The organism is Vulcanococcus sp. CPBay_Sum15L08_68 (assembly GCF_017855895.1).
Taxonomy (GTDB): Bacteria; Cyanobacteriota; Cyanobacteriia; order PCC-6307; family Cyanobiaceae; genus Vulcanococcus.
Genome location: NZ_JAFMFX010000045.1, coordinates 1 through 14,659 on the forward strand (window position 1 = coordinate 1; position 14,659 = coordinate 14,659).

Here is a 14,659-nt window from a genome sequence, read left to right on the forward strand (position 1 = left end):
TGAACCAAGAAACCCTGCTGTTTGAGCCAGCTGCTGCGCAGCAGGGTGCCCTTCGGGCGGTGTTGGCCTTCCCCAGCACCTACACCGTGGGGATCACGAGCCTGGGCTACCAGGTGGTCTGGGCGACCTTGGCCCAGCGCACCGATGTGGATGTGCGGCGGCTGTTCACCGACCAGGGCGATCCGCAGCACCGCCACTGCGACCTCTTTGGCCTGTCCCTGAGCTGGGAACTCGACGGGCCGGTGCTGCTGGATCTGCTGGAGCAACAGCGCATCCCGATCTGGGCAAGCGAACGCGGAGACAACGATCCGATCGTCTTCGGCGGGGGGCCGGTGCTGACCGCCAACCCAGAACCCCTAGCGCCCTTCTTTGATGCGGTGCTGCTCGGCGATGGCGAGCTGCTGCTGCCGGCCTTTATCGATGCCCTGCAGGACTGCAAAACCGCCCCGCGCCAGCAGCGGCTGCGGCGCCTGGCGGAGGTGCCCGGTGTCTATGTCCCGTCGCTCTATGCCCCCCGCTACGGCGAGGGCGGTGACCTGCTGGCGATCGAACCGATCGAGGCCGGCATTCCCGAAACCGTGGAAAAGCAGACCTGGCGCGGCAACACCCTGAGCCACTCCACGGTGATCACCCCGGAGGCGGCCTGGCCCTCCATTCACATGGTCGAGGTGGTGCGCAGCTGCCCGGAGCTCTGCCGCTTCTGCCTGGCTAGCTATCTCACCCTGCCCTTCCGCACGCCGAGCCTCGATGACGGGCTCATCCCGGCCGTGGAAAAGGGCCTAGGCGCCACCCAACGGCTGGGACTGCTGGGGGCCTCGGTCACCCAGCACCCGCAATTTGGCGACCTACTGCAGTGGCTCGATCAGGACCGCTTTGACGACACCCGGGTCAGCGTCAGCTCCGTGCGGGCCGCCACCGTCACCCCCGAGCTCGGGCGGATCCTGGCCAAACGCGGCAGCAAGTCCCTGACCATCGCCATCGAGAGCGGCAGCGAGCGCATGCGCGAGGTGGTCAACAAAAAGCTGGCCACCGAGGAGATCTACGCCGCGGCCCGCTACGCCAAAGAAGGCGGCCTCAGCGGCCTGAAGCTCTACGGCATGGCCGGCCTGCCTTCGGAAACCGAGGACGATGTTGAGGCCACCGCCGACCTGCTGCTGCAGCTCAAGAAGGCCACCCCAGGCTTGCGCCTATCGCTCGGGGTCAGCACCTTTGTGCCCAAGGCCCACACCCCCTTCCAATGGCAGGGCGTCCGCCCCGAAGCCGAGAAACGCCTGAAACTCCTGGCCAAACGGCTGAAGCCCAAGGGCATCGACCTGCGCCCCGAGAGCTACGGCTGGAGCGTGATTCAGGCGCTGCTCTCCCGCAGCGACCGGCGCCTTGCACCCGTGATCGCCGCGGTGCGCGGCCGCCACGAAAAACTCGGCGGCTGGAAGCAGGCCTACCGCGAAGCCGAGACGCCCCTGCCCCCCTGGGAGGAGGTCATCCACGGGGCATGGGACGCCGATCGGGTCCTGCCCTGGGAGCACCTCAAGGGTCCCCTACCCAAGGCCACCCTGCGCAAGCACCACGACGAAGCCCTGGCCTAGAGCCGGCAGCGCAGACCCGCCAGCAGGATCCAACCGGCGATGTTCAGGCGGCTGTCGTACATCGGGATGTCGGTGGCATGGAGCACCACCAGCACCAGCGCCGCGGCCCACCAGGCCCGCTCAAACAGCGCGCCACTGGCCATGCCAAGCCTCACGCCGCGGATCAAGAGCCACAGCACCAGACCGACCAGACCCACGGCCACCGGCAGACCGTGACTGAGGGCCAGATCCAAGGCGATGTTGTGGGGATGGCCATGCCAATGGCCCGTCCGCAGGGGATAGATCACGCTGAAGGCCGCCGCCCCCCAGCCCAGCCAAGGACGCTCGCCCACCAGCCCCAGGGCCGTGCCCCACTGACTCAGACGCGTCAACGCCAGGGGCCGCTCCCCATGGGAATTGAAATCGTTCAGGCGTCCCCAGATCGACTGGGGAACGATCTCCCGCAGGGGGGCCTGAATCACCGCCGGCACCCCCGGCAGGGTGGCCAGAGCCACCGGCACCAGCGCCAACAGCAGCAGGGGCAACAACCAAATCCAGCGCCCCGGGCCCAGCACGATCGGCACCGCCAGGACCAGGGCACCCCAGCCGTTGCGGGAATCGGTAGCCAGCATCTCGGCCACCTGGGTGACCACCAGGGCAAAGCTGATGCCCCAGAGCCCAAAGGCCAGCGGGCCGGAGCGCCAGCGGCGGCAGTGCTGCAGAAAGGCCGCCAGCACCAAAGGCCAGCTCAAGGCCAGCCAGGCCGCCGTGATGTTGGCGTAATCAAACAGGCCCGAGAGCCGCCCAGGCGGATTGCCACCACCGCGGATCCACCAGACGATCGCCCCACCCAACAGTTCATAGGGGCCGCTCCAGCCGAGCACCATCTGGCCAAAGCCGGTCCCCAGAACCGGAACGGTGCCGGCCACCAGCCACAGGGCCACCCGTCGCCGGGCCTCCGGTGTGGCCAGATAGGGCTGATAGGCCCAGAACGCCCAGAAAAACGGAAGCCAATTACCCAGGCCCACCCAGGCCAGCCAGCCGCTGGAGGCGGTGAAGCAGCCCAGGAGCATCCACAGACCGATGCCAGCCAGCAGCCAATTGACCCGATCGTCCCGCCAGGCGGTCGGCTGACGACTCCCCAGGATCAAGGCCACAAACAGCAGCAACCCCGCCAGAAGCGCACTGGCCGGCAGCAGCAGCAGGGCGACCTGGAAGCAACGCCAACCCCAGAGGGTCGCCGCCGCCGGCCGCTCCCCATCCAGCAACACCAAACCGGCCTGCAGCGGCTTGCGCCAGAGCTGGGTCATTCGAACACCGCTGTACGGCCGCGGTAGACCATCACCTGTCGCTTCAGATGCAAGCGCACCGCCCGTGCCAAGGCCAGACGCTCGGTATCGCGGCCTTTGCGGATCAGATCCTCCACCTCATCGCGGTGGCTCACGTTGACGGTGGACTGGGCAATGATCGGGCCCGCATCGAGCTCATCGGTCACGTAGTGCCCGGTGGCCCCGATCAACTTCACCCCCCGCTCCCAGGCCCGGTGATAGGGCTGCGCCCCCATGAAGGCCGGCAGGAAGGAATGGTGGATGTTGATCACCCGGTGGAAGGCATCCGGCGGGTCAAAGGCCGCCAAAAAGGCTGGCGTCAGCACCTGCATGTACTTGGCCAGGATCACCAACTCAATGCCGTGCTCCTTCAGCAGCTCCAGGTGACGGGCCTCGGCCTCCTGGCGGTTGGCGTTGTTGATCGGCACATGGGCGAACTGGGCGCCGAACTCCTCGGCGATCGAACCCAGATCGGGATGGTTGGAGACCACCAGCGGCACCCGCATCGGCAACTCGCCGGTGCGCACACGCCAGAGCAGATCCAAGAAACAGTGGTCCTGCTTGCTGACGAAGATCGCCACAGGCGGGCGCTGATCCGAGAAGGTGACCCTCTGTTCACCCCCCAGGCGCTCCGCCAGGGAGGCCGCCGCCGGAGCAATCGCTTCCCGGGGCAACCCGAACCCCTCGAGCTGCCACTCGATGCGGCTCAGGAACAGACCAGCCCCTTGGTCGCTGTGGTGATCGGCGTGGACGATGTTGCCGCCGTTGCCCGCCACCCAACCGGAGAGCTCCCGCACAAGACCCGGCTGGTCCGGGCAAATCATCTGAAGGATGGCGGTGGCAGCCGTCATGGAATGGCGTCAAAGCCCGGGAGACCTGAATTCTGCCGTTCAAGCCGTTGCAGCTCGTTATGGAGAGCTCCCAGGCCAGTTGCCCTGGGTAAAGTCCCGCAATCAAGCTCAGCAACAATGGCTGCTCAACCGCTCTATTCCGGCCTGCGGCGACTGGCCCTGGCGGCCCTCGCTCTGGTGATCAGCTTTGGCCTGACCGCCTGCGGTGGCGCCAAAGCGAAGGCCCCCACCCTGAGTGCTGACGACATCACCGTGATCGAGCGCCAGGCCGAAGGCTTCCTGGCAGCGCGCGACCGCCTGCCTGAGCTCGCCACCCTGGTGAATGAGCGCAACTGGGTCTTCACCCGCAACCTGATCCACGGCCCCATGCAGGAAGTGGGCCGCGAGATGCTCTACATCAACCAGCGTCTGCTGCCCGGCGACCGCGCTGAGGCCACCAAGCTGGCCACCGATCTGAAGGCCGCCCTGGCCGACCTCGACGAAGCCGCCCGTCTGCAGGACGCCAACAACCTCAGCAAGTCCTACATCAAGGTCGCCAGCGGTTTCGGTCGTTACGCCCAGATCCTTCCTGAGCAGGTTCAGTCCGACCTCAAGCAGATCTGAATCCGCTGAACCCCCTGCCCACCAGCCGGCCCTCCTCGATCTGCGTGATCGGAGCCGGCGTGGTGGGCTTTTCTGTGGCCTGGCACCTGCAGCGGAGCGGGCATCAGGTCACGCTGTTTGACCCCCAGCTGGGGCAAGCCCAAGGCGCAGACGCCGGCAGCAGCGCGGCCCTGGGGCTGTTGATGGCTCGCGTCTTTCGCCGCAGCAGCGGCCGGGGCTGGAGGCTGCGGCAGCAGTCCCACGCCCTCTGGCGGCAGTGGCGGGAGGAGCTCCAGCAGCGGGGCCATGTCCTGCCCTTTCGCCCCGGCCTCCTGCAGCTCGCCACCACGGCGGCCGAGCAAGAGGCGCAGGCCCAACTGGCGGAGCAGCGGCAGGACCTGCGCCTGCTGGATCCCGCAGAACTCGTGGCCCTCAGGCCGCTCATCCCCCAACCGTCCCTCGGGGGGCTTCTCTCCCCGGAGGATGGCCAACTCGATCCCATCCCAGCCATGCGGGCGCTGCAGGAGGACGGGGCACGGCTTGGGGTCCAGCTCAACGCGACGGCGGTCCGCGGGCTGGAGCGCAGCGGAAGCGGCCAATGGCGCGTCGTCGGCGGACAGGGGTCCTACGACTGGGTCGTCCTCAGTGCCGGCCTGAGCAGTTCAGCGCTGCTGGAGCCCCTGGGCCACGAGCGCCCCCAACACCCGGTGCTCGGCCAGGCCCTTGAGCTGCAACTCACAGACGGTGATCAGGCCCCCCTCAACTGGCCGGGGAGCCTGAGCTGGAGCGGCATCAACTTGGTGCCGCGGCCCCAGGGACGCCTTTGGCTCGGCGCCACGGTGGAAATCGATCAACGGCAGGGACAGCCCGAGCAGCTGCTTGCCCTGCGCGAGCTCGACGGCCAGGCTCCAGCCTGGCTGCAACGGGCCACGGTGTTGCGTCAGTGGCAGGGGCTGAGGGCCCGTCCCCTGGGCCGGCCCGCACCGCTGCTGGAGCAGCTCGAACCGGGATTACTGCTGGCTAGCGGCCACTACCGCAATGGCGTCCTGTTGGCTCCGGCCACGGCCGCCTGGGTGGCTGAGCAGATCGAACAAGGCTGACCACTGGAGGGGGCTTCTTTAGCCTTGGGGCTCTTGTCGACATCTGCCGACGATGCTTCGCACCCGCACCCTGGTACCCCTGAGCCTCCTGGCCGTCCTGGCCCTGACGGCCTGCGGCGGATCTGGCTCTGGCGGCGGTGCATCCAGCGCCCGCCTGCAGGGTGCCGGAGCCACCTTCCCCGCTCCGATTTACCTGCGCTGGTTCCAGGACCTGGCCGCCAAGGGCGAGGTGAAGGTCAACTACCAGTCGGTGGGTTCAGGCGCTGGCATCCGCCAGTTCGAGGCCGCCACCGTTGACTTCGCCGCCAGCGACAAACCCCTCAGCGACGAGGACGCCGCTGGGATCAAGCGCGGTGCCGTGCAGGTCCCCATGACCGCCGGTGCGATTGCCGTGGCCTACAACAACCCCGGCTGCGAACTGAAGCTGACCCAACAGCAGCTGGTGGGGATCTTCGAAGGCAAGATCACCAACTACAGCGACCTGGGTTGCTCTGATCAGGCCATCAAGGTGGTCTACCGCTCCGACGGCTCCGGCACGACCTACAACTTCACCAAGTCCCTCTCGGCCTTCAGCCCCGCCTGGGCCTCGGGACCGGGCTCCGGAAAATCAATCAAGTGGCCCATCGGTCTTGGCGCCAAGGGCAACGAGGGCATGGCCGCCAGCCTGCAGCAGATCAAGGGCGCCCTGGGCTACGTCGAGAGCTCCTATGTGCGCGGTGATCTACAGGCGGCTGCCCTGCAGAACGCGGGCGGCAGCTATGCCAAGCCCACCACCAAAGCAGCAGCTGAGGCCCTGGGCAGTATCGATCTGGGCCCCAACCTGACCGGAAGCAACCCCAATCCCAAGGCGGGCTACCCGATCGTCAGCTTCACCTGGATCCTGCTCTACAAGAGCGGTAACGGCGACAAGCTCAAGAGCCTGCAGCAGGCCTTCAACTACACCCTCAGCGATGCAGCTCAGGCCAATGCCCCGGCCCTGGGCTACGTGAGCCTGCCGGCCAACGTGCTCCAAAAAGCACGGGCCGCCGTCGCCAGCATCGGCGAATAAGACCCGAAGCGTCTAATCCCCAAAGCCCCTCTCCGCTTGGAGAGGGGCTTTTTTGCTGAAGGGCTTCAAGACACAAAAAACCCCCGGCCGAAGCCGGGGGTCATGGCTCACGGGCGTGAGCGCTGAATCACTTGGACTCGGTGAACTCGGCGTCGATCACGTCATCGCCGGCGGCACCAGCATCAGCACCAGGTGCACCAGCGGCAGCGCCTTCCGCACCAGCGGCCTGCTGGTAGACGGCGGCACCGGCGGCGTAGAGCGCCTGCTGCAGGGTTTCGAGCTCGGACTTCATCGTGTCGAAGTCGTCCTTCTCGATGGCTTCCTTGAGCTTGGCGGAGGAGGACTCGACCTTGGCCTTGTCCTCGGCACCCACCTTGTCGCCCAGTTCGCCCAGCTGCTTCTCGGCTTGATACACCAGGGTTTCGGCCTGGTTCTTCACGTCGATCCGCTCGCGCTTCTCCTTGTCGGCGCTGGCGTTGGCCTCGGCGTCCTTGACCATCTTCTCCACCTCGTTGTCGCTGAGGGTGGAGGCGCCGGTGATGGAGATGCTCTGCTCCTTACCGCTGCCCTTGTCCTTGGCGGTGACGCTCAGGATGCCGTTGGCGTCGATGTCGAAGGTGACTTCGATCTGGGGCACGCCACGGGGGGCAGGGGGGATGCCATCGAGGCGGAAGGTTCCAAGCGACTTGTTGTCGCTGGCCATCTCGCGCTCGCCCTGGAGCACGTGGATCTCGACGTTGGTCTGACCGTCCACAGCGGTGGAGTAGGTCTCCGACTTCTTGGTCGGGATGGTGGTGTTCCGGGGAATCATCTTGGTCATCACACCGCCCAGGGTTTCCACACCCAGGGACAGGGGAGTGACGTCCAGCAGAAGGATGTCCTTGACCTCACCGGCGAGCACACCGCCCTGAATGGCGGCACCCACGGCCACCACCTCATCGGGGTTCACGGTTTGGTTGGGGGACTTCCCGGTGACGCGCTTCACCAGCTCGAGGACCGCGGGGATGCGGGTGGAACCGCCCACCATCACCACCTCATCCAGCTCGGAGGAGGCGAGCTTGGCGTCCTTCAGGGCCTGCTCGACGGGCACGCGGCAACGGTCGATCAGCTTGGAGGCCAGCTCTTCGAACTTGGCCCGGGTGAGGGTCAGGTCGAGGTGCTTGGGGCCCTCGGGGGTTGCCGTGATGAACGGCAGGTTGATCTCGCTTTGGGTCGCGCTGGAGAGCTCGATCTTGGCTTTCTCAGCGGCCTCGGTCAGGCGCTGCAGGGCCTGCTTGTCACTGCGCAGATCGATGCCTTCGTTGGACTTGAAGGTGTCGGCCAGGTGATCAACGATCACCTTGTCGAAGTCATCACCGCCCAGGTGGGTGTCGCCCGAGGTGGAGAGCACCTCAAAGACACCGTCGCCCACCTCGAGAACGGACACGTCGAAGGTGCCGCCGCCCAGGTCGAAGACCAGGATTTTCTCGTTGCTCTTCTTGTCCAGGCCGTAGGCCAGGGCAGCCGCGGTGGGCTCGTTGATGATGCGCAGCACCTCAAGGCCGGCGATCTTGCCGGCGTCCTTGGTGGCCTGGCGCTGGGAGTCGTTGAAATAGGCGGGAACGGTGATGACCGCTTGGGTCACGGTCTCGCCGAGGTACTTACCGGCGTCTTCGGCCAGCTTGCGCAGGACCTGAGCGCTGACTTCCTCAGGAGCAAATTGCTTGTTGAGGACGGGGCACTTGACCTTGACGTTGGAGCCGGCCTTCTCGACGCCGTAGCTCACTTCCTTGGACTCTTCGTTCACCTCGTCCACCCGGCGTCCGATGAAACGCTTGACGGAATAGAAGGTGTTTTCCGGGTTCATCACCGCCTGGCGCTTGGCGATTTGACCCACCAGCTGATCCTGGTTTTTGGTGTATGCCACCACGGAGGGCGTGGTGCGGAAGCCCTCGGCATTGGCAATCACGGTGGGCTTGCCGCCCTCCATGACTGACACGCAACTGTTGGTGGTGCCAAGGTCGATACCGACAACCTTGCCCATGGGTGACCTCTGAACTGCAGACATCCTCTGCAGCGGCACCCGGGTGGGGCTAGGTGTGGTTGCCGAACAGTGCCCGAACCACCGTGAACGCCGAGGCCCGAATCCAAGGCAGCACCGCGCTTGTGGGGGTACTGGGCGATCCGGTGCGCCACTCCCTTTCGCCGGTGATGCACAACGCGGCACTCGAGGCCATGGGCCTGGACTGGGCCTACCTGGCCCTACCCGCGCCAACGGCTGAGCTGGGCACCGTTATCCAGGCCCTCGAAGCGATGGGCTGCCGCGGCCTCAACGTCACCATTCCCCACAAGCAAGCGGTCGCGGCGCTCTGCAGCGAACTCAGTCCACTGGCGGAGCGGCTGGGGGCCGTGAACACCCTGGTGCCACGCCAGGGGGGCGGCTGGCTTGGCACCAACACCGATGTGGAAGGCTTCTGCGCGCCGCTGCGGGAGGTCAGCTGGAGCAGCAAGCGGGCGCTGGTGCTCGGCTGCGGCGGCAGTGCCCGCGCCGTCGTCGCCGGCCTGGTGGAGCTGGGCTTTGCCGAGATCGTTCTGGCCGGGCGACGGCCGGAAGCCCTCGAGGCCTTCCAGGCGGACTGCCGGAGCTGGGCGCCCCAACTCAGCACCCTCAGCTGGGACAGCGGAATCGCCGCAACCCTCGCCCAGGCGGATCTGCTGGTGAACACCACGCCCGTGGGCATGGCCTCGGCCACGGACCCCGCCGCCGCCCAGGCCTGCCCCCTCAGTGACAGCGAACTCGCGGCGCTTTCAGCCGAAGCCTGGGTCTACGACTTGATCTACACACCTCGGCCGACCGCGCTGCTGCAGCGGGCAACGGCCAAAGGCTGCCGCAGCCTGGATGGCCTGCGCATGCTGGTGGAGCAGGGGGCCGCCTCCCTGCGCCTCTGGAGCGGCAGGAGCGAGGTGCCCGTCGAGGTCATGCACCAGGCCGCCCTGCGCCAGCTCTAACGTCACACCCAAGGCGACGGAGTGCGATGACGATCCCCAGTTGGCAGCGGCTTCTGGCCTTGCTGACCTATCTCCTGCCCTGGAGCGATGGTCTGCCCTTCGGGCGCTCCCTGACGAGCCTGTTTCCAGTTCTGCAGTGGTTGAGCCTGCCGGCCCTGCCGCTGGTGCTGATCGAGCAGGCCATTCCCTTCGGCGGGTTCATCCTGTTTTTGGTGCTCTTTCTGGGCGTGGTGCGCAACCAGCGGGTCCCCTACTTCATCCGCTTCAACGCCCTGCAGGCCATCCTGCTGGACATCATCCTGATCGTGCTGTCCCTGGCGTTCAACCTGCTGCTCGCCCCCCTGGGCGGGAACTTTGCGGTGCGGACCCTGGCCAACACCGTCTTCCTGGGGATGCTCGTGCTGGTGCTGTTCGGGATCATCCAGTGCCTGCGCGGCAAGGAAGCCGACATCCCCAGCCTGTCTGAAGCGGTTCGCATGCAGCTGTAGGGTGGACGATCCGCCGCTGATGAACCGGGCTCACCCCCACCCCATCAGCCACCGTCCCTTTCGGCGTCCACGTCGGATCGCGTAAGCCATGTCGCAGCCCTACTACGAAACGATGTACATCCTTCGTCCGGACATCCCGGAGGAAGAGGTGGAAACCCATATCACCAAGTACCGCGATCTCGTCACCGAAGCCGGTGCTGAGGTTCTGGATTGCCAGATGCGCGGCAAGCGCCGCCTGGCCTACACCATTGCCAAGCACAAGGAAGGCATCTACGTGCAGCTGGCCCACAACGGCGACGGCCAACAGGTGGCAGCTCTCGAGAAGGCCATGCGCCTGAGCGAAGACGTGATCCGCTACCTGACCGTCAAGCAGGACGGCCCCCTGCCCGCTCCCCGCAGCGGCCCTGCACCCCAGGCCACCAGCGACGAAGCCGCTCTGCAGACCGCAGACGCCTGATCTCGAAAGGCATCTCGCCCCTTGTTCCCTCCTGGAGCCTTGGTTAGGTTCCAGGAGGTTTTTTATTGACCAGCCGTTGGAGCACCAAGACCTGCAGGCGGCCTTGGCCAAAAGCCAACAGGAGCTGGAGCGCGCACAGGAGCAGATCGCCGAACTGGAGGCCCTGCTGGCGGAGTTGCCCGGCATTTTTGAGCGGAAGTTCAGCCAGCGGCTCGAGCCAATCCTTGAGCGCCAGCGGCTCTTGAGCGCCGACAACGAACGGCTCCAGCAGGGCTCCCAGCGGGAGGAGCCCCTGGTTCTTCCACTGCAGCCGGCGCAGCCGCGGATGGGATCCCGGGTGCGGGCGCTCTGGCCCCAGAACCAGGACCCGTCAGTGGCGGCCTGAAGCAGGCCCTAGCGCTGGCTGTTCGCCCAGAGACGGGTCGGCAGACCCCAGACGTAGATGAAGCCCTCGGCGGCGCGGTGATCGAACTGATCCCCGGCGTCGTAGGTGGCCATGTCAGGCACGTAGAGGCTGTTGGCGCTGCTGCGGCCGACGACGGTGGCGTTGCCCTTGTGCAGCTTCACCTTGACCGTGCCGTTGACGGTGCGCTGGGTGCGATCGATGAAGCCATCCAGCGCATCCTTCAACGGGCCGTACCAAAGGCCTTGGTAGACCACATCGGCCCACTGCTGCTCCAGCTGACGCTTGCTGCGCAGCACGTCCGCCGCCAGGGTCAGGCTCTCCAGTTCCTGGTGGGCCTTGATCAGCAGCAGCAAACCGGGGGTTTCGTAAATCTCACGGCTCTTGATCCCCACCACGCGGTTCTCGATCATGTCGAGACGGCCATAGCCGTGGCTGCCGGCCAGGGCATTGGCGCGGCGGATCAGGCTGACGGGATCCAGGCGCTCGCCATCGATGCTGACGGGATTGCCGTTCTCGAAGCCGATCTCCACCACCTGGGCCTGCTCCGGGGCCGCCTCCACGCTGACGGTGAGGGCATAGATCTCCTCAGGGGGTTCCACGTTGGGATCCTCCAGAGGTCCGGCCTCAATCGAGCGACCCAGCAGGTTGAGGTCGATCGAATAGGGCGACTTCTTGCTCACCGGGGAAGGGATCCCGCAACGCTCGCCGTAGGCGATCGTCTCCTCACGGCTCATGCCCCATTCCCGCGCCGGGGTCAGGACCTTCAAATCCGGCGCCAGAGCGCCGATCGCCACGTCGAAGCGCACCTGGTCGTTGCCCTTGCCCGTGCAGCCATGGGCCACGGCATCCGCACCGACTTCGCGGGCAATCTCCACCAGGCGGCGGGCGATCAGAGGACGCGCCAGGGCCGTGGAGAGGGGATAGCGACCTTCGTAGAGGGCGTTGGCCCGGATCGCCGGGAAGGCGAAATCACGGATGAACGGCTCGATCAGGTCACCCACGATCGACTGGCTAGCACCGGAGTCCAGAGCCTTCTGACGGATGGGCTCAAGCTCATCCCCCTGTCCCAGATCCGCAGCGAAGGTAATGACCTCCTCCACGCCCCACTCGTTCTTGAGATAGGGAATACAGACGCTGGTATCCACACCACCGGAATACGCCAGCACAGCCTTCTTGGCCCGGCCCATCAACGCTCTCCATGCGCGCAATCGATCGATTCTCCACTGTCGCGGTGGCGGATCATCTGGAAGGCCAGCCAACCGGCCATGCCCAAAGGCGGAACCAGCACCAGGGCCAAGGCCAGAACCGCTGCCAGCTCAGGCCGCGCGAGGGCCCAGGACTGCTCCAGCAGGGGCGTGCTCCAACGCTTCCCGGCCCAGACCAAGCCCGCACTGATGGCCAGGGCTGCACCCCAAGCCGGCCACAGCCGCCATGTCATAAGAGCCTTGGGGAGAGTCTCAGATAGGATGGCGGATTGGCGCCAGCTGGGTAGCTACGAACCCGGCAAACCTGTACACCGACGTCCGACGGGCCTCACGCGATGAGCAGCAACCTCAGCACCAGCCTCTCCCAGCTGGATGGCATTAACCCCTCGCTGACCCGTTACGGCCGCAGCGAGCCCGCCCCGGTGCTGCCCCTGCGGGAAGAGCCCGACCTGTTGAGCTGGCTCGAGACCAGCGGCCGCCTGGTGGTCGATGAGGAAGCCGCCACCAGCGACGTCAGCACCGTGGAAGAAGAAGAACTCTCCGCACTGATGGGCGAGAAAGAGGACTACAAGGCCGACGACGAGCAAAACGAGGAAAACTGGGAGGACTGATTCCCCCCACCTCTGTGGTCTCCACCAGCAGGCTCATCGCCTCGATGCCCAGCAACAGCCGCCAACTGGCGCTGCTGCTGGGCTTATTGCTGCTTGGGGTCTCTGCCGGCTGCGACTGGTTCACGCGGACGCCGCAGCTCACCGTGCCCCTGCTCGTGGCCGCAGCGATCAGCGCGGTGGTCTGCGCCTGGGGTGTGCCGCGCCTGCGGAACCTCAAGCTGGGCCAGGTCATCCGCCAGGAGGGGCCGCAGAGCCACCTCAGCAAAGCGGGCACCCCGACCATGGGTGGACTGCTGGTGGTGCCTGTCGGCGTCCTGATCGGTGGGCTGATTGCCCCCAGCGACCTGCGCCTACCCGGAGTCGCGGCCATCACCCTGGCCTACATGGCCATCGGCGGATTCGATGACTGGCGCAGCTTGACCAAGCGCCACAACACCGGCCTCTCCCCCAGCGGCAAGCTGCTGCTGCAGGCCCTCAGCGCCGGCGGCTTCCTCGCTTGGGCCGCTTGGCATGAACTGATCACAGACAGCATCGCCCTGCCCCTGGGCTGGATCCTGCCGCTGGGCCTCTTGATCTGGCCCCTGGGACTGTTTGTCTTTCTGGCGGAGAGCAACGCCACCAACCTCACCGATGGCCTCGATGGCCTGGCGGCCGGATGCGGAGCCATCGTCTTCAGCGGCATGGGGGTCCAGCTGATGCTGAGGGGAAACCAGGGGGACCCCGCCCTGGCCGCCTTCTCCGCCGCCATGGCCGGCTGCTGGCTGGGCTTTCTGCTGTTCAATCGACACCCGGCACGGGTGTTCATGGGAGACACCGGCTCCCTGGCGATGGGCGCCGCCCTCGCGGCCGTCGCGCTGCTGAGCGACAGCCTTTGGGCCCTGCTCTTGATGGGGGGAATCTTCCTGGCGGAGTCCCTCTCGGTGATCGTTCAGGTCTGGGTCTTCAAAGCCACCAAGGGCCCCGATGGAGTCGGCAGGCGGGTCTTCCGCATGGCGCCCTTGCATCACCACTTCGAACTGGGCGGAGCAGCCGAACAGCAGGTTGTCGTTGGGTTCTGGCTGATCAGTGCGGCCCTGGCCGCCCTGGGGTTACTGCTGCTGGCCTGAGCCCGCTCGGTAGTAACGGCAGTAGCCAAGAACCGTGGAATAGGCGTTGTAGCGGCCAGGCTTCAGGCGCAATTGCTGCATCGCCTCGGCATCTGTCAGCTGCATCGAGGCCCAGCGGGCACAGACCTGGCGGTGGTCCACCCAGAACCAGGCCACCACGGCAGCAAGGGTCCCCAAGAGCAACAGCACGAGCCAAGGCCAGCGCTGACTCATGCGGCCACGTCCCAATCGCGAGGCTGCTCCAGATCGGAGCGCTGCGGATCCAGGGTTCGAGGCGAGAAGCCCACGACCTGGGAATAGCCCGGCTGACGCAGTCGCTCCCGCTTGGCTGCCCGCTGGACGGCCGCGGAGTAATAGGAGTAGCCCATGAAAGCCGCCGAAGCAGCGACCATCACGGCAGGGAGATGGATCAGGATCTCCATCAACTCAAACCGCTTGCCAACGCTTTGGAGTGGGCATTGCTTTGCTTTGCCGCCAAACCAAGAAGTTCGGTCTTAATCGTTACGCAAGCCAGGCAGGTTGTCCAGGGCGATCAGAACTATTGGGCCTGCAGCGCAGGCATTGCTTCATCCGCCTCTGTGTTGTTCACAGGGGGCGGACCATCCCCGAGCCAGGTACACATCACCACCCCAAGGGCCAGCAACAGGATCAACACGATCAAACGCACAGCGCGGCCCGTTGAAGTCATGGCCAAACGGTTGTTTTGATCACCCAACCCTGTCAGCGGGAGCCCACAGAGAGCGCAGAGCGTTACAAGAGCAACAGTTCAAAGCCTTGAGGCAGCGCATCATTCACCCACGACCTTCGGGTCGGGCAAGGGAGATTCTCAAGGGGGTGTGGCAACCCCCTTTTTTATTGGCCAGGCGCAAGCTGCCGAGGACGCCTACGGTCAAGTCAGCACTCCTGAGCCATGGCCTACTTCAC

At 66.0% G+C, this 14,659-nt stretch carries 18 protein-coding genes; 10 read left to right on the top strand and 8 right to left on the bottom strand.

Translation table 11 applies throughout. The features are described 5' to 3' along the window. Positions 1–59: 59 nt before the first annotated feature. A complete protein-coding gene (locus QZ189_RS08050; protein ID WP_296421501.1) occupies positions 60–1,586 on the top strand; it encodes a radical SAM protein in 1,527 nt (508 codons plus the stop codon). Here the strand turns inward: QZ189_RS08050 and QZ189_RS08055 are convergent. Both QZ189_RS08055 and purU read right to left on the bottom strand, forming a co-directional pair. Beyond that, the gene (locus tag QZ189_RS08055; RefSeq protein WP_296418498.1) at positions 1,583–2,875 is read right to left on the bottom strand and encodes an O-antigen ligase family protein; all 1,293 of its coding nucleotides are present in this window, start codon (positions 2,873–2,875) and stop codon (positions 1,583–1,585) included. The two genes, QZ189_RS08050 and QZ189_RS08055, sit on opposite strands and share 4 nt — an antisense overlap. Next, positions 2,872–3,744: a formyltetrahydrofolate deformylase gene (gene purU / locus QZ189_RS08060; protein ID WP_296416588.1), complete on the bottom strand. Its 873-nt coding sequence runs from the start codon at positions 3,742–3,744 to the stop codon at positions 2,872–2,874. Before purU ends, QZ189_RS08055 begins: the two co-directional genes overlap by 4 nt. A 117-nt stretch (positions 3,745–3,861) precedes the next feature. Between purU and psbQ the strand changes: the two genes are divergently transcribed. From psbQ to pstS, 3 genes are read left to right on the top strand one after another with little or no spacing between them, the layout of a single operon-like run. Continuing rightward, complete coding sequence (gene psbQ, locus QZ189_RS08065; RefSeq protein WP_010313827.1) at positions 3,862–4,347, top strand: photosystem II protein PsbQ; 486 nt, start codon at positions 3,862–3,864, stop codon at positions 4,345–4,347. A 44-nt stretch (positions 4,348–4,391) separates the two neighbouring features. Next, positions 4,392–5,426: an FAD-dependent oxidoreductase gene (locus tag QZ189_RS08070; protein ID WP_296421496.1), complete on the top strand. Its 1,035-nt coding sequence runs from the start codon at positions 4,392–4,394 to the stop codon at positions 5,424–5,426. 52 nt (positions 5,427–5,478) lie between these two features. Beyond that, positions 5,479–6,474 carry a phosphate ABC transporter substrate-binding protein PstS gene (gene pstS / locus QZ189_RS08075; RefSeq protein WP_296421498.1) on the top strand — a complete coding sequence of 332 codons (996 nt, stop codon included), beginning with the start codon at positions 5,479–5,481 and terminating at the stop codon, positions 6,472–6,474. A 127-nt stretch (positions 6,475–6,601) separates the two neighbouring features. Here the strand turns inward: pstS and dnaK are convergent, their stop codons facing one another. After that, positions 6,602–8,497 (bottom strand): molecular chaperone DnaK, encoded by a 1,896-nt coding sequence (dnaK, locus tag QZ189_RS08080; protein ID WP_010313834.1) that lies wholly within the window; start codon positions 8,495–8,497, stop codon positions 6,602–6,604. 83 nt (positions 8,498–8,580) lie between these two features. Here dnaK and QZ189_RS08085 point away from each other — a divergent pair, with 83 nt between their 5' ends. The 4 genes from QZ189_RS08085 to QZ189_RS08100 all read left to right on the top strand — a co-directional run bounded on the left by QZ189_RS08085 (position 8,581) and on the right by QZ189_RS08100 (position 10,792). Beyond that, positions 8,581–9,462 carry a shikimate dehydrogenase gene (locus QZ189_RS08085; protein WP_296421499.1) on the top strand — a complete coding sequence of 294 codons (882 nt, stop codon included), beginning with the start codon at positions 8,581–8,583 and terminating at the stop codon, positions 9,460–9,462. Positions 9,463–9,488: 26 nt separating this feature from the next. Beyond that, entirely contained in the window at positions 9,489–9,950 is a 462-nt protein-coding gene (locus tag QZ189_RS08090; protein WP_010313838.1) for a Tic20 family protein, read from the top strand. 88 nt (positions 9,951–10,038) lie between these two features. Further along, a complete protein-coding gene (rpsF, locus tag QZ189_RS08095; protein WP_029626057.1) occupies positions 10,039–10,407 on the top strand; it encodes a 30S ribosomal protein S6 in 369 nt (122 codons plus the stop codon). A 76-nt stretch (positions 10,408–10,483) separates the two neighbouring features. Beyond that, positions 10,484–10,792 (top strand): hypothetical protein, encoded by a 309-nt coding sequence (locus tag QZ189_RS08100; RefSeq protein ID WP_247476659.1) that lies wholly within the window; start codon positions 10,484–10,486, stop codon positions 10,790–10,792. Between the two features lie 8 nt (positions 10,793–10,800). Here the strand turns inward: QZ189_RS08100 and QZ189_RS08105 are convergent, their stop codons facing one another. Further along, positions 10,801–12,000 (bottom strand): argininosuccinate synthase, encoded by a 1,200-nt coding sequence (locus QZ189_RS08105; protein ID WP_010313846.1) that lies wholly within the window; start codon positions 11,998–12,000, stop codon positions 10,801–10,803. Continuing rightward, positions 12,000–12,251, bottom strand: a complete 252-nt coding sequence (locus QZ189_RS08110; RefSeq protein WP_247476655.1) for a hypothetical protein — start codon at positions 12,249–12,251, stop codon at positions 12,000–12,002. The genes QZ189_RS08105 and QZ189_RS08110 overlap by 1 nt, the downstream gene beginning before the upstream one ends. Before the next feature lie 102 nt (positions 12,252–12,353). Here QZ189_RS08110 and QZ189_RS08115 point away from each other — a divergent pair, with 102 nt between their 5' ends. Beyond that, positions 12,354–12,629, top strand: a complete 276-nt coding sequence (locus tag QZ189_RS08115; RefSeq protein ID WP_010313850.1) for a DUF3134 domain-containing protein — start codon at positions 12,354–12,356, stop codon at positions 12,627–12,629. Between the two features lie 44 nt (positions 12,630–12,673). Continuing rightward, positions 12,674–13,735, top strand: coding sequence for a phospho-N-acetylmuramoyl-pentapeptide-transferase (mraY, locus tag QZ189_RS08120; RefSeq protein WP_296419197.1), 1,062 nt, complete (start codon positions 12,674–12,676; stop codon positions 13,733–13,735). Here mraY and QZ189_RS08125 read toward each other — a convergent pair. The 3 genes from QZ189_RS08125 to QZ189_RS08135 form a co-directional block, all read right to left on the bottom strand. Beyond that, on the bottom strand, positions 13,718–13,948 hold the full coding sequence (locus QZ189_RS08125; protein WP_029626059.1) for a hypothetical protein: 231 nt from the start codon (positions 13,946–13,948) through the stop codon (positions 13,718–13,720). The genes mraY and QZ189_RS08125 overlap by 18 nt on opposite strands. Further along, a complete protein-coding gene (locus QZ189_RS08130) occupies positions 13,945–14,157 on the bottom strand; it encodes a hypothetical protein (protein WP_010313856.1) in 213 nt (70 codons plus the stop codon). Before QZ189_RS08130 ends, QZ189_RS08125 begins: the two co-directional genes overlap by 4 nt. A gap of 116 nt (positions 14,158–14,273) precedes the next feature. Next, positions 14,274–14,423 carry a hypothetical protein gene (locus QZ189_RS08135; RefSeq protein WP_296419195.1) on the bottom strand — a complete coding sequence of 50 codons (150 nt, stop codon included), beginning with the start codon at positions 14,421–14,423 and terminating at the stop codon, positions 14,274–14,276. Between the last annotated feature and the right edge of the window lie 236 nt (positions 14,424–14,659).